The following is a 12929-nucleotide window of genomic DNA, read 5'->3' as shown; positions in this document are numbered from 1 at the left end:
AATAGCCTTTCCGGTTGCCAATGGTCAATCAACTGGGGCCTGCAACTGGGGCCTGAGGACCCGGCGTCAATCCACCGAGAGCGCGAGCACCGGCGCATCCGCCGCACCCGCCGTCCCCCGCCCGGAGAGCGAGGGGTTCTCCATGAAGAACCGATGGCAGTTGAAGGCCTCTGTCCCGAGCGGCGGAAGATAGCGCTGATAGTGACCGTCGGGCGCCAATACCCAGCTTTGCTCCACATCGGCGAGGTTCGCCGCCATGATCTGGCTGAGGATCTGCGTCCGCACCGTGCTGTTGACGATCTCGATCAGTGTTTCCACCCGTCGGTTGAGGTTCCGCCCCATCCAGTCGGCGGAGGAGATGAACACCCGCGCCCGCTGCGACGGCAGGCCGTGGCCATTGCCGAAGCAGACGATGCGGCTGTGTTCGAGGAACCGGCCGACGATGGACTTGACCCGGATGGTTTCCGACAGGCCCTTCACGCCGGGGCGAAGGCCGCAGATGCCCCGGATGACCAGCGTGATCTTCACCCCCGCCTGGCTGGCGGCATAGAGCGCGTCGATCACTTCCGGGTCGATGAGAGAGTTCATCTTGGCCCAGATCTCGGCGCGGCGCCCGGCGCGGGCGAACTCGGCCTCCCGCGCGATCATGGCCAGGAGGTTGGGTTTCAGCGTCAGCGGAGAGATGGAGAGGTTCTCCAGTATCTCCGGTTGCGCGTAGCCTGAGAGATAGTTGAACACTTTCGTCGCGTCGCGCCCGAGCGCCGGATTGCAGGTGAACAGACTGAGGTCGGTATAGATGCGGGCGGTGATCGGGTGATAGTTGCCGGTGCCAAAATGGGTATAGGTCACGAGGTTGTCCCCCTCGCGCCGCACGACGGTGGAGATCTTGGCGTGCGTCTTGTAGTTGATGAACCCATAGACGACATGCGCGCCCGACCGTTCCAGCCGCCGCGACTGACGGATATTCGCGGCTTCGTCGAACCGGGCCTTCAGCTCCACCAGCGCCGTCACCGATTTGCCCGATTCCGCGGCCTCGCACAGCGCGCCGACGATGGGGCTCTCGCGGGAGGTGCGGTAGAGCGTCTGCTTGATCGCCAGCACGTTGGGATCCCGTGCCGCCTGCTCGAGGAAGCGGATCACCATGTCGAAGGTCTCGTAGGGGTGGTGAAGGAGCATGTCCTTCTGCCGGATGGCGGCGAAGATGTCGCCGTCATGGTCCTGCACCCGCTCGGGCACGCGGGGCGTGAAGGGGGGCCAGAGGAGGTCGCGCCGGTTGTCGAGGATCAGTTCCTTCAGGTCGGCGATGCCGACGATGCCGCGACCTTCCGCCACCTCGTCCGGCGTGACGCCCAGCTCCTCCATGATGAGGCTTTGCAGCTCCGGCGGGGCGCCGGCGGAAATCTGCATGTGGATGACTTCACCCCGGCGGCGGCGCTTCAGGGCGACCTCGAACTCCCGCACCAGATCCTCGGCCTCGTCCTCCACTTCGATGTCGCTGTCGCGCAGCACGCGGAAGGAGCAGGAGCCTACCGCCTTATAGCCGGGAAAGATGGAATGGAGGTGCAGCATCAGCACCTCCTCCAGCGGCAGGAATCGCGCCTCGCCGTCCTTGCCGGGCAGCCGGACGAATCGGGAGATCTGCTGCGGGATCGGGAGAAGCGCGTGCAGAATCCGGTTGTCCGTCTCCCGGTGCAGTTCGAGCGCGAGGCAGTAGCCCATGTTGGGGATGAAGGGAAACGGATGCGCGGGGTCGATCGCCAGCGGCGAGAGCACGGGAAAGACCTGCGCCAGAAAGTATTCGTCAAGGAACCGTTCGTCCCGCCGCGTGAGCTTGGAGGGGGTGAGCAGGGTGATCCGCTCCTTCTCCATCTCGCGGCGGAGCTTGTTCCAAGTGGTCTGCTGGGTCTGCATGAGCCGCCGTGCATCGGCATGGATCAGTACGAGTTGCTCCGCAGGCGTGCGACCGTCGTCGGACAGGCTGGTCTTGCCCGCCTTCGCCAGCTCCATCAGCCCGGCGACGCGGACGGTGTAGAACTCGTCCAGATTGGTGGCGGAGATGGTCAGGAACCGCAGCCGCTCCAGCAGCGGTACACGCGGATTCTTTGCCTCCTCCAGCACACGCCAGTTGAAGTCGAGCCAGGAAAGTTCCCGGTTGAAGAACCGGGACGGCCCATCGGCTTCGCCCGAGGGGAGGGTGACAGGTGCGGGAAATCCGCAGTTGAGGAAATCGGATGGAGATGTCATGCCGCGCTTATCATTCACACTTGTAACCCGCAGATGACAGCCGCCCCGGTCTCTGCTGTGAATACAGTATCTGCCCTTCCTTCTGCCGCTGTCCAGAGCGACTTGGGGGGAGGATCACGCGTCGGCGGGGATCAGGCTTGCAAGAACGACCTGCGCCAAAGGGCGGGTGACAGCACGCCCCTCCGCCAGCGCCGCGCGGTCCAATGCTGCCACGAGCCTGCGGGCGAAGGCCAGCGAACGATCCATCCGCGTCACGAGCCAGTCCACGACCTGCGGTTGCACGGCGATCTGGCGGTCGGCGAACTGCTTGGTGAGCACGGCGGTCAAAAGCTCGTCATCGGGGCGGGAGAGACGGGCGACGGGCAGGGTGGCGAGACGGCTCGCCAGATCGGGGAGCAGGAAGGGCCAGCGCGCGGGCTCGTCAGAGGCCGTGAGCAGAAGCCGCCCGCCGTCTTCGCCCAGCACGTTGTAGAGGTGGAGGAGCGCCGTCTCCCCCTCACGCTGACCGGCGATCTGCTCGGCATCCTCTATGACGATCCGCCCCCAGGCGGCGAGCGCGAAGGGCGAGGTTTCCACCAGGTCCGCCGGGTGTAGGATCACGGCCCCGGCCTCGGCTGCCCAGATGGAGGCGAGATGCGTCTTGCCCGCCCCGGGCGGGGCGATGACGGCGAGTTTGCCCTCCGGCCAGTCGCGCCAGCCGTCAACCATCGCCACGGCCGTTGCGTTGGCGGGTGAAACGAAGAAATCCCGCCGCCCCATCGCCTCCGGCAGCGGCAGGTCGAGCGGGAGCTGCCGGCCGGGCAGGTCCGACTCCATCGTCCGCCCGTCAGAGATCGTCGACATCGAGAGGACGAGGCGCTCCGCGATAGAGCCGGCTGTCCTTATAGCGCTCCACGAGGAAGCGGCAGATGACACCGATGGCGGCAGAGACCGGCACCGCCACGAGCATCCCCACGAAGCCGAACAGCGCCCCGAAGGCGGAAAGCGCGAACAGCAGCCAGACCGGATGAAGCCCGACCGATTCGCCCACCAGCTTCGGCGTGAGATAATTTCCCTCGACCATCTGGCCGATGACGAAGATGCCGACCACGACGAAGATCCAGAACGGATCATTCCAATACTGGTAAAGCGCCACTCCGATGGAGGTCACGCCGCCCACGAAGGTGCCGAGATAGGGGATGAAGGCGATCATGCCCGCGAATACCCCGATGAACAGCCCGTATTGCAGACCCACCCCCATGAGCGCGAGGCCATACCACGCGCCGAGGATGATGCAGACGGTGAGCTGCCCCCGGATGAACCCCGCGAGGGCGAGGTTGATCTCTCCCGCAAGGCGATAGATCGTGGGCGCGTGTTCGCGCGGCAGGAGGCTGCGGACGCGGGCGACCATCCTGTCCCAGTCCAGCAGCATGTAAAAGGCCACCACCGGGACGACGACGATGAAGATCGCCGCGTTGATGACGCCGAACAGCGATTGGACGACCGTATCGGCAAAGATGCTCGCCCTGTCCTGCACGGCGGCGGCCACGGTATTGAGCGTCTGGCGCATGGTGCTTTGCTCGTCCAGAAGCTGGGGATAGTGGATGTCGATGTAGCGCTGGAAGGCGTCCACATAGCTCGGGGCGGCCTCGATCAGGCTCGCCCCCTGCTGGATGACCATTGGCAGCACCAGCAGCAACAGCAGGCTGAACACCATCAGCGCGGCCAGCGAGATGATGACGGTCGCCATCAGCCGCGACAGCCCGATCCGCTCCAGCCGGTCCGCCAGCGGGTCCAGAAAATAGGCGATCGCGCCCCCTATGAGAAAGGGCAGGATCACATCGCCCAGCACCCAGAGCAGCACCAGAAAGACCAGCGCGGCGATGCTCCAGTATTTCACCTGTTCCTTGACGGTCAGTTCCATGTCGCTCTGTTCCCACGCATCCGATAGCCCCGCCCAAACGTGGCTCATCGCCTGACCGTTTCATCTATGCAAGCCGTCCCCGCATCATCCGTGGCGCGGCTTGCCTGTGACATTGGGATGGCTTAGCAGGGGCGGCAACGTCTTTCTTCTGATCCCGGAGCGCGCGCGATGAGAATGTCCCGCTATTTCCTGCCCGTCCTGCGGGAAAACCCGGCTGACGCCCAGATCGTCAGCCATCGCTACATGCTGCGCGCGGGGATGATCCGGCAGCAGGCGGCAGGCATCTATTCCTGGCTGCCCCTTGGCTTCAAGGTGCTCTCGCGGATCGAGCAGATCGTGCATGAGGAGCAGCAGCGCGCAGGCCATATCCCCTTGCTGATGCCCACGCTTCAGCCCGCCGACCTGTGGCGCGAATCCGGCCGCTACGACGCCTATGGGGAGGAGATGCTGCGCATCACCGACCGCCACAAGCGCGAGATGCTCTATGGCCCGACGAACGAGGAGATGATCACCGATATCTTCCGGTCGGCTGTCGGCAGCTACAAGGACCTGCCGCTCACCCTCTATCATGTCCAGTGGAAGTTCCGCGACGAGATCCGCCCGCGTTTCGGCGTGATGCGGGGGCGCGAGTTCCTGATGAAGGACGGCTACAACTTCGATCTGGACTATGAGGGCGCCATCGCCTCCTACAACCGCCATGTGGTGAGCTACCTGCGCACCTACGAGCGGATGGGCCTGACCGCGATCCCCATGCGGGCCGATTCCGGCCCCATCGGCGGCGACGACACCCATGAATTCCTCGTGCTGGCGGAAACCGGCGAGTCGGAAGTGTTCTACGACGAGGCGATCACCAAGCTGAAGCTCGGCGACCGGAAGGTGGACTACTACGATCCCGCCGAAACGGCCGCCATCGTCAAGGAATGGACGACCCCCTACGCCCGGACCGACGAAACCCACGATGCCGCCGTGTTCGATGCGGAAGTCCCCGAGGAGCGCCGCCGCGTCTCCCGCGGGATCGAGGTGGGGCAGGTGTTCTACTTCGGTACCAAGTATTCGGAGCCGATGAAGGCGCTCGTCGTCAATGACAAGGGCGAGCGGGTTCCGGTGCACATGGGCTCCCACGGGATCGGCGTGTCGCGTCTGGTGGGTGCGATCATCGAGGCCAGCCATGACGAGAAGGGCATCATCTGGCCGGAAGGCGTCACGCCCTTCCACGTGGTCATCGTGAACGTCAAGCAGGGCGACACCTCCACCGACAGCGCGTGCGAGGCGCTCTATTCGGCGCTGAAGGCCAAGGGCCTCGACCCGCTCTATGACGACCGGGAGGACCGCGCCGGGGCCAAGTTCGCCACCGCCGATCTGATCGGCATTCCGTGGCGGATCACCGTGGGGCCGCGTGGCGTCGCCTCCAACCTCGTCGAACTGACGAGCCGCCGGACGGGTGAAAGCGTCGAGACGAAGCCCGAAGCCGCCGTCTCGCGCATTGCGGAAATCTACGCGGGCCTCTGATCCCCTCGCGGCCCGCGCACGACTGCGTGTGGCCGCTTGACCTTCCGGGAGCAGGCGGCCACGGTCCCGCCCCGCGAGACCCAACCCGACGGACCCCATGCGCACCAAGCCCTTCGCCGCCTTCGAATGGATGATCGCCTGGCGCTACCTCCGCGCCCGGCGCGAGGAGGGGGGCGTCAGCGTGATGACCTGGATCAGCCTGATCGGCATCACCCTGGCCGTCTTTGCGCTGATCGCGACGCTCGCCGTGCGCTCGGGCTTCCGGGAGGAGTTCGTGAACACCATCCTCGGCGCCAATGCCCATGTGACGGTGTTCGCCGACCGGATCGACGATGCGGGCCGCATCGACAGAACGATCCCGGACTATCTTCCGCTGGCCCAGCGGATCGCCGCCGTGCCGGGCGTGATCCATGCCTCCCCCCAGATCCGGGGGCAGGTCATGGCCAACGCAAACGGGCGCAATGCCGGGGTGGAAGTGCTGGGCGTCAGCCATGACGACCTGAAGGCCATCCCCGGCATCCAGCCCGGGCCCCGCAGCGCGGGCGACATCGACGCCTTCGATCAGGGCATCGCCATTGGGGCGGGGGTGGCGCGCTCTCTGGGCGTGGGGGTCGGAGACAGGGTGCGCCTCATCTCGCCCGACGGGGTGCAGACGCCGTTCGGAACCTCGCCGCGGGTCAACGCCTACGAGGTCGTCTATATCTTCTCCGCCGGGCGCTACGACATTGACGAGACACGCATCTACATGCCGCTCGCCGAGGCGCAGAGCTACTTCAACCGCGAGACGCTGGTGGATGAGATCGCCGTCACGGTCCAGCGCCCCGAGGAAGTGGAACGCTTGCTCCCCGCGCTGCTGCAGGCGGCAGGCCCCTCTACCAGCTTCTGGACATGGCGGGACAGCGCCGGGAGCTTCCTCCGCGCGCTGGAGGTGGAGGACAACGTGATGTTCGTCATCCTCTCCATCCTCGTGCTGATCGCGGCGATGAATATTGTCTCCGGTCTCATCATGCTGGTGAAGAACAAGGGGCGCGACATCGGCATCCTGCGCACGATGGGGCTGACGGAGGGGTCCATCCTGCGGGTGTTCTTCATCTGCGGGGCCTCGGTCGGGTTGATCGGCACGCTGGCGGGTGTGATCCTCGGCTGCCTGTTCGCGATCTACATCGACCCCATCTTCTCCTTCGTGAACTACGTCATGGGGGGCGGAGTCTGGGATCCGTCGATCCGCGGCATCTACGCGCTCCCCGCCAGGCTGGAGGCGAAGGACGTGCTTTCCGCCGTGGTCCTGTCGCTCGTCCTGTCCTTCGTCGTCACCCTGTTCCCGGCACGGCGGGCGGCGCGGATGAACCCAGTGGAGGCGTTGCGGTATGAGTGAAGTCCTGCGGCTCGACGGCATCCGGCGCACCTATGGTGGAGATACAGCGGCCCCGGTGGAGGTGCTCCGTGGGGTCAGCCTCACTCTCATGGCGGGGGAGGCGGTGGCGCTGGTCGCTCCCTCCGGCGCGGGCAAATCGACGCTTCTCCATATCGCGGGCCTGCTGGACACCCCCGATGAGGGGCGCGTCTTCATGAGTGGGCGCGAGATGACCGGGCTTTCTGACCGTGAGCAGACGGACGCCCGGCGGTCGGAGGTTGGTTTCGTCTATCAGTTCCATCACCTGCTGCCGGAGTTCTCGGCGCTGGAGAATATCGTGCTGCCGCAACTGGCCGATGGCCGTCCCTGGCGCGAGGCGGTTGACCGGGCGGAGAGCCTGCTGGGCCGAGTGGGTGTCAGGCCGCGCGCCGCGCACAGGCCCGCGGCTCTTTCCGGGGGGGAGCAGCAGCGCGTGGCCTTCTGCCGTGCTCTGGCGAACCGGCCGCGGCTCCTGCTCGCGGATGAGCCGACGGGAAATCTCGACCCTGAAACATCCTCGCTGGTTTTCGACACGCTGATCGAGCTGGTGCGGGAGACGGGGCTTGCCACGCTCATCGCGACCCACAACCTCGATCTCGCCGCCCGGATGGACAGGGTCGTCCGGCTGGAGGCAGGCAGGCTCGTCTGATCAGGCGGACTTCTTCATGGCAAGGGCCAGCGCCGTATAGGTCACACCCTGTGTCAGCAGATCAACAGCAAGAAAGATGCCCAACACCCAGACGCTGTTACCCGGCCAGCCGGCCACGATGACCACCCCGGCGAGTGCGGTGATGATGCCGCCGATCACCACCCATCCCCATCCCTCCGTCGTGCGTTCCTGCAGGCCGATCACCAGCCGCACCAGCCCCACGACGATGAGCAGCAGCCCCACGGTAATGGTGATCGCCGCTGTCGCCACCGCCGGGTTGACGAAGACGAAAATTCCCGCGACCGCGTAGAGCAGACCCGCGAGAACTCCCAGAATCGTGCTTCCCCAGGTGCGGACGCTGAAGGCATGAACGATCGCCAGGACGCCGCCCGCGATCATCATGATCCCCACCCAGAAGACGGATGCGACTGTCGCGACCAGCAGGTTCGCCGCCGCGATCAGCCCGAAGGCAAGAAGAAGAAGGCCAAGGGCCAGAAACCAGCCCCATTTCTGGCGAAGCTCGGCGCGAATGGCATTGTCGGACGTCACGGACATGGGCAAACCTGACAGGGGAGCGTTCAGGATCAGCTAGCGCAACATGGACATGGTCAAAGGCCCGACAGGAGCTCTGCCGGGCCAAAAAGTCTCATTTCCGACGACGCGCCGCGAATGCCAGCCCACCCATGGCCGCAAAAAGGAGCGGCGCGGTGGCCGGCAGCGGCACGGGCGCGACGGTAGCCCCGAAATAAATCCTGTCCAGCGAGGCATCCACAGCCGGGCGGGTGCCGATCAGAGTGAAGGAAATTGCATTCACCTGTGTGAAATCCGCGCTCCCGCTGAAGTCGGAGAAGCGGAAGATCACCTCGGCCGGGTCGCTGAATTCCTCGACGAGAAGGGTATTGAAGGTTGAGACGCGGCCCTGCGTATCGGTTATGGAAAACGCCATCGCGATATCGGCATCCGCAAAGACTACGCTGAAGAACACCGCATCATTGGTGCCGCCATCGGTCACGTCCAACCCGCGCAGGCCGGTCGAATTCTGGCCGTCCCAAGTGATCGTGCCGGTCCCGCTGGTGCGGGAGGCGTTGTTGAAGTCGAGATATCCGTCGCCGGTTTCAAGCGACGTGCCGTTCAGTCGGCTCGTGCTGTTCGTCACCGACATGTCGCGATATCCGCCGACTGCGACCGTGCTGGGCGCGCGGATCTCGGACCGCGCGAAATTCCCGCTCGGCGCCCTTGCGACGACGTATTGCGGCGCAACGAATTCATCAATGACGATGGTGGCGGCGTTCCCTGCATCGGCAGCGGTAACGGCGGCTGCAGCAAGGATCGCGGCGAGCGCATGTTTTTTCGACATGGATGTAGATCCTTCTGGCTTTGGCTTGACGGGGCGTTTGATTGTCAGGGGGCAGCGTGATGCATCGATAGTAACTCAAAATTGAGCTATATCCAATCAATACACGCATAGATAGAAATTTTCGCGAGGAAAAAACTGTTTCTAGCTTTCGCCCAGAAGGCTCCCACCGCTTTCATCCTTGAGCGCGATGCCCGTCAGTCGTCGCGACAGGGCCTCCCCCACAAGCCACGAGATCAACTCCACCGCCCTTTCGTGGCTCAGCCCGCCCAGATCGTGGATGTTGGAGACGCAGTTGCGCTCACTGTCCTGACGTCCGGGACAGGGGTCGTAGGTGATGTAGGCGCCAAGGCTTTCCGCAACGGACAGCCCCGGCCGCTCTCCGATGAGGACGAGCGACAGCCGTGCCCGCAGGCCCGCGCCGATATCGTCGCCGATGGCCACCCGGGCCTCGCTCGCCAGCACAACGGGCGCAAAGCTTACACGGGGCAGGGCGTCCATGACGCCTGCCGCGATGGCTGCGGCATGGCGGTTGACGGCGAGCGCCGACAGCCCGTCGGCAATGACAATGGCCACGTCGCTGCCCGCGTCCTGCATTCGCTCGAGATCCGCCGCCCGCACGCGGCGGCCAAGATCGGGGCGCCGGAGGTAGGTCTCCCGATCCCCCGCGCGGCTTTGCACGGAAAGGGTTGCGTGGGGAGCAAGCGCTGCGGCGATGGCTTCCCATTCCACGGGTGCGCGGATCGCATCGCGGGCGCGGGCATGGCTCGCCTGAAAGTCCAGCACGGCAGACAGCGGCGCTGCCCCGCCCCGGGGATCCAGCCGCAGCCGTGCGGGGGTGAGGCGGCGGAGGCGGGCAAGCGTCGGATCTGTCGGAGCGGTCATGCGGGAAGTCCCATCCGACGGGCAAGTCCGTCCACATCCGGCAGCGCGCGTGGCCCTGCTCCCCACCCGGCGAGACCCGTCTTCTCCAGCCAGGCTGCGAATTCCGGCGCCGGGCTGCGGTCGAAGACACGGCGGAGCCAGGCAGCATCCTCAAACGCGAGGCTCTGGTAGCTGAGCATCACGTCATCCGAACCGGGCACGCAGATCACGAAGGTCACACCCGCGGCACCCAACAGCGTCATCAGCGTATCCATGTCGTCCTGATCCGCCTCGACATGGTTGGTGTAGCAGACATCCACCCCCATCGGCAGGCCGAGGATCTTGCCGCAGAAATGATCCTCCAGCCCTGCGCGCATGATCTGTTTGCCATCGTAAAGATATTCCGGGCCGATGAAGCCCACGACCGTATTCACCAGGAGCGGGGAGAAGGCCCGCGCCACGCCATAGGCACGTGCCTCCAGCGTCTGTTGATCGACCCCGTGATGCGCGCCCGCCGACAGCGGTGCGCCCTGGCCCGTCTCGAAATACATCACGTTCTGCCCGACGGTGCCGCGGTTCAGCCCCCGTGCGGCGGCATCGGCCTCCGCCAGCACCGCCAGATCGACGCCGAAGCCGCGGTTCGCGTCCTCCGTCCCAGCGATCGACTGAAAGACGAGATCGACCGGCCCGCCTGCTTCCATGATGCGCAGGGTGTTCGTCACATGGGTAAGAACGCAGCTTTGCGTGGGGATGGCGAAGTCCTGCCGCAACCGGTCCAGCGCGTGAAGGATCTCGGTGCAGTTGCGCAGGTTGTCGGAGGCGGGATTGATGCCGATGACCGCATCACCCGCACCCTGCAGCAGACCGTCCAATACCGCCGCAGCAATGCCCCGCAGATCGTCGGCCGGGTGGTTGGGCTGCAGCCGCGTGGAGATCCGTCCCGCCAGTCCGATGGTGTTGCGAAAGGCCGTCACCACCTCCACCTTCCGCGCGACGGCGATCAGATCCTGGTTGCGCATGAGCTTGGAGACGGCAGCGACCATTTCCGGCGTGAGCGCGGGACGCGCGGCCTCAAGCGTTCGCGGCGTGGCGGCTTCCGACAGCAGCCAATCCCGCAGATCACCGACCGTCATTGCGGCAAACGGGGCAAAGGCGGCAGCGTCGTGGCTGTCGATGATGAGGCGGGTGACCTCATCCCTCTCATAGGGCACCAACGCTTCGTTCAGGAACGTGGCAAGCGGCAGATCGGCCAAAGCATAGCGCGCGGCGACCCGCTGGGCCTCCGTCCCGGCCGCGATCCCGGCAAGCGCATCGCCGGACCGGGCAGGCGTCGCAGCGGCGAGCAGGGCGGCAAGCCCGTCGAAGGCGAAACGCTCCCCACCAAGGGTTGAGCGATAGACAGGCATGGCATTCCTCCGTCAGCGCGGTGATGATCGCCTGTAAGCCACCGCCTTTCCAGCCCTAGAGATAGGAATGGATCGGCAAATGACCGACAATCCACGACAATGCCCGTCGCGCAGGCGACGCCTTGGGTTCATACCAGATTTCGGGCAGTTGCGAGGCGTCCTGACCCTCCAGCGACTGATCCCATCGGATCCAGCGGCCATGGAGCGACAGGTGAAAGGCATTCTGCGGGGCCATCGCCGCGTCCTGCCAATCGCAGAGCGCCCCGACCAGTTCGGGGGCCTCGAATACGACGCCGACCTCCGTATTGAGAAAGGCAGAGCGGAGGTCGTAGTTGAAGGAGCCGATGAATGCCGTCCGCCGGTCGATCACGAAGGTCTTGGCGTGCAGCATGCGGCCCCGCCGCGCGCCTTCGTCCGTCGGGGCATACTCATGGAGTTCCACGCCGTCCGTCAGCAACGGCACCCGGTAGCGGCGATAGGCGCCGTGGACGATAGAGTGGTCGGTCGTGGCCAGCGCATTGGTCAGCAGTCTCACCTCCACCCCGCGCTCCCGCAATTCTCCGAGTTGCGCCATCCCCGGCTTTCCGGGAACGAGATAGGGCGTAATCATCTCGAACCGTTGTTCCGCCTGGTTGATAAGCCGGCCGAGATGGGTAGGCAGCCACTCCTCCCGCTTTTCGCCCCGTGCCTTTTCGGGCGGATCGGTGACGATGCGGAAGGTATCGGACCAGACGAGCCTGTCCAGCCCGGGCAGAGCATCATCGCCCTTGAGCGCGCGGGAGAGGTACTCGCGCCCGCGCCGGTGACGGCGAAGTGCGCCGATGCGGCGGCGGAAGCTCACGAGGTCGTTGATCCGCTCGGACCACAGCGCAGAAAGCGGCAGGGCGAGATCGCTGTTCCAGTAGGCATCGAACATCGTCTCCACCTCGGCGACCACGGGGCCGGCGAGCAGCATGTCGGCATCCAGCGAATTCCGCCTGCGCCTGCGCGCGGCGTCGAAATAGCTGTCGCCGATGTTCCGCCCGCCGATGATCGAAATCCGACCGTCCACCGTCCACGACTTGGTGTGCATCCGCCGGTTGTAGCGGACGAGCGCCAGCGCCATCTCGATCCCCCGGCGGAGCGCGCTCTGCCGGTTGACGATCGGGTTGAAGATCCGCATCTCCACCCGGGGATGTCCATTGAGGTTCAGCCATTTCGGGTCGATCCCGAGGACGTTCACATCGTCCAGCAGGATACGGATGCGGACCCCCCTGTCAGCGGCGGTCAGCAGTTCTCCCGCCAGCAGGTTGCCGGTGATGTCATCCTTCCAGATATAGTATTGCAGGTCGATCGAGCGGGTGGCGCGGCGGATGCTCTCGAACCGCGCGGCAAAGGCATCCTGCCCGCAGAACAGCAGGGCGCCGCCGCTCATCCCGGGATGCGCCGTCTCCAGCGGGTCGAGAACCGTGTCGAAGGGACTTGAGCGGACGGTCCGCGGCAGTGCGTGACTATCGGGCCCGCTCGCCCTCCGGGCGAAACGCCCGAAAGACCAGAGCGCGAAAAGCGACGCCCCGACAGCGACAGCGACAATCAGGGAAAGCCAGATAAGCCAATGCATGGAGCGG

The 12929-nt window shown here is 65.3% G+C and carries 11 protein-coding genes; 3 read left to right on the top strand and 8 right to left on the bottom strand.

All coding sequences use genetic code 11. From position 1 onward, the window contains the following. Positions 1–66: 66 nt before the first annotated feature. From CDV49_RS01575 to CDV49_RS01565, 3 genes are all read right to left on the bottom strand, one after another. Positions 67–2244: an RNA degradosome polyphosphate kinase gene (locus tag CDV49_RS01575; RefSeq protein ID WP_088213819.1), complete on the bottom strand. Its 2178-nt coding sequence runs from the start codon at positions 2242–2244 to the stop codon at positions 67–69. 114 nt (positions 2245–2358) lie between these two features. Further along, the gene (locus CDV49_RS01570; protein WP_256947193.1) at positions 2359–3087 is read right to left on the bottom strand and encodes an HdaA/DnaA family protein; all 729 of its coding nucleotides are present in this window, start codon (positions 3085–3087) and stop codon (positions 2359–2361) included. After that, on the bottom strand, positions 3071–4147 hold the full coding sequence (locus tag CDV49_RS01565) for an AI-2E family transporter (protein ID WP_088213818.1): 1077 nt from the start codon (positions 4145–4147) through the stop codon (positions 3071–3073). The genes CDV49_RS01570 and CDV49_RS01565 overlap by 17 nt, the downstream gene beginning before the upstream one ends. Positions 4148–4315: 168 nt before the next feature. Between CDV49_RS01565 and proS the strand changes: the two genes are divergently transcribed. The 3 genes from proS to CDV49_RS01550 all read left to right on the top strand — a co-directional run bounded on the left by proS (position 4316) and on the right by CDV49_RS01550 (position 7698). Next, on the top strand, positions 4316–5656 hold the full coding sequence (proS, locus tag CDV49_RS01560; RefSeq protein ID WP_088213817.1) for a proline--tRNA ligase: 1341 nt from the start codon (positions 4316–4318) through the stop codon (positions 5654–5656). Between the two features lie 97 nt (positions 5657–5753). Beyond that, a complete protein-coding gene (locus tag CDV49_RS01555; RefSeq protein ID WP_088213816.1) occupies positions 5754–7031 on the top strand; it encodes a lipoprotein-releasing ABC transporter permease subunit in 1278 nt (425 codons plus the stop codon). After that, the gene (locus CDV49_RS01550) at positions 7024–7698 is read left to right on the top strand and encodes an ABC transporter ATP-binding protein (RefSeq protein WP_088213815.1); all 675 of its coding nucleotides are present in this window, start codon (positions 7024–7026) and stop codon (positions 7696–7698) included. The genes CDV49_RS01555 and CDV49_RS01550 overlap by 8 nt, the downstream gene beginning before the upstream one ends. Here CDV49_RS01550 and CDV49_RS01545 read toward each other — a convergent pair whose 3' ends face one another. The 5 genes from CDV49_RS01545 to CDV49_RS01525 all read right to left on the bottom strand — a co-directional run bounded on the left by CDV49_RS01545 (position 7699) and on the right by CDV49_RS01525 (position 12922). Beyond that, positions 7699–8253, bottom strand: coding sequence for an HdeD family acid-resistance protein (locus CDV49_RS01545; protein WP_088213814.1), 555 nt, complete (start codon positions 8251–8253; stop codon positions 7699–7701). A 91-nt stretch (positions 8254–8344) separates the two neighbouring features. Continuing rightward, on the bottom strand, positions 8345–9055 hold the full coding sequence (locus CDV49_RS01540; RefSeq protein WP_088213813.1) for a VPLPA-CTERM sorting domain-containing protein: 711 nt from the start codon (positions 9053–9055) through the stop codon (positions 8345–8347). Between the two features lie 141 nt (positions 9056–9196). Continuing rightward, positions 9197–9937, bottom strand: coding sequence for an ethanolamine ammonia-lyase subunit EutC (gene eutC, locus CDV49_RS01535; RefSeq protein ID WP_088213812.1), 741 nt, complete (start codon positions 9935–9937; stop codon positions 9197–9199). Beyond that, on the bottom strand, positions 9934–11322 hold the full coding sequence (locus tag CDV49_RS01530) for an ethanolamine ammonia-lyase subunit EutB (RefSeq protein WP_088213811.1): 1389 nt from the start codon (positions 11320–11322) through the stop codon (positions 9934–9936). The genes eutC and CDV49_RS01530 overlap by 4 nt, the downstream gene beginning before the upstream one ends. Before the next feature lie 55 nt (positions 11323–11377). Next, the gene (locus CDV49_RS01525) at positions 11378–12922 is read right to left on the bottom strand and encodes a phospholipase D-like domain-containing protein (RefSeq protein ID WP_088213810.1); all 1545 of its coding nucleotides are present in this window, start codon (positions 12920–12922) and stop codon (positions 11378–11380) included. Positions 12923–12929 lie beyond the last annotated feature (7 nt).

Source organism: Haematobacter genomosp. 1 (genome assembly GCF_002196855.1).
Lineage (GTDB): Bacteria > Pseudomonadota > Alphaproteobacteria > Rhodobacterales > Rhodobacteraceae > Haematobacter.
Note: the sequence above shows the minus strand (reverse complement) of the source record. Positions and strands in the feature narration are given on the sequence as shown.

Coding starts and splice junctions, on each gene's coding strand:
- CDV49_RS01525 (WP_088213810.1), bottom strand. CDS start 12,922: ATGCATTGGCTTATCTGGCTTTCCCTGATTGTCGCTGTCGCTGTCGGG.
- CDV49_RS01540 (WP_088213813.1), bottom strand. CDS start 9,055: ATGTCGAAAAAACATGCGCTCGCCGCGATCCTTGCTGCAGCCGCCGTT.
- CDV49_RS01530 (WP_088213811.1), bottom strand. CDS start 11,322: ATGCCTGTCTATCGCTCAACCCTTGGTGGGGAGCGTTTCGCCTTCGAC.
- CDV49_RS01570 (WP_256947193.1), bottom strand. CDS start 3,087: ATGTCGACGATCTCTGACGGGCGGACGATGGAGTCGGACCTGCCCGGC.
- proS (WP_088213817.1), top strand. CDS start 4,316: ATGAGAATGTCCCGCTATTTCCTGCCCGTCCTGCGGGAAAACCCGGCT.
- CDV49_RS01565 (WP_088213818.1), bottom strand. CDS start 4,147: ATGGAACTGACCGTCAAGGAACAGGTGAAATACTGGAGCATCGCCGCG.
- CDV49_RS01545 (WP_088213814.1), bottom strand. CDS start 8,253: ATGTCCGTGACGTCCGACAATGCCATTCGCGCCGAGCTTCGCCAGAAA.
- CDV49_RS01550 (WP_088213815.1), top strand. CDS start 7,024: ATGAGTGAAGTCCTGCGGCTCGACGGCATCCGGCGCACCTATGGTGGA.
- CDV49_RS01575 (WP_088213819.1), bottom strand. CDS start 2,244: ATGACATCTCCATCCGATTTCCTCAACTGCGGATTTCCCGCACCTGTC.
- CDV49_RS01555 (WP_088213816.1), top strand. CDS start 5,754: ATGCGCACCAAGCCCTTCGCCGCCTTCGAATGGATGATCGCCTGGCGC.
- eutC (WP_088213812.1), bottom strand. CDS start 9,937: ATGACCGCTCCGACAGATCCGACGCTTGCCCGCCTCCGCCGCCTCACC.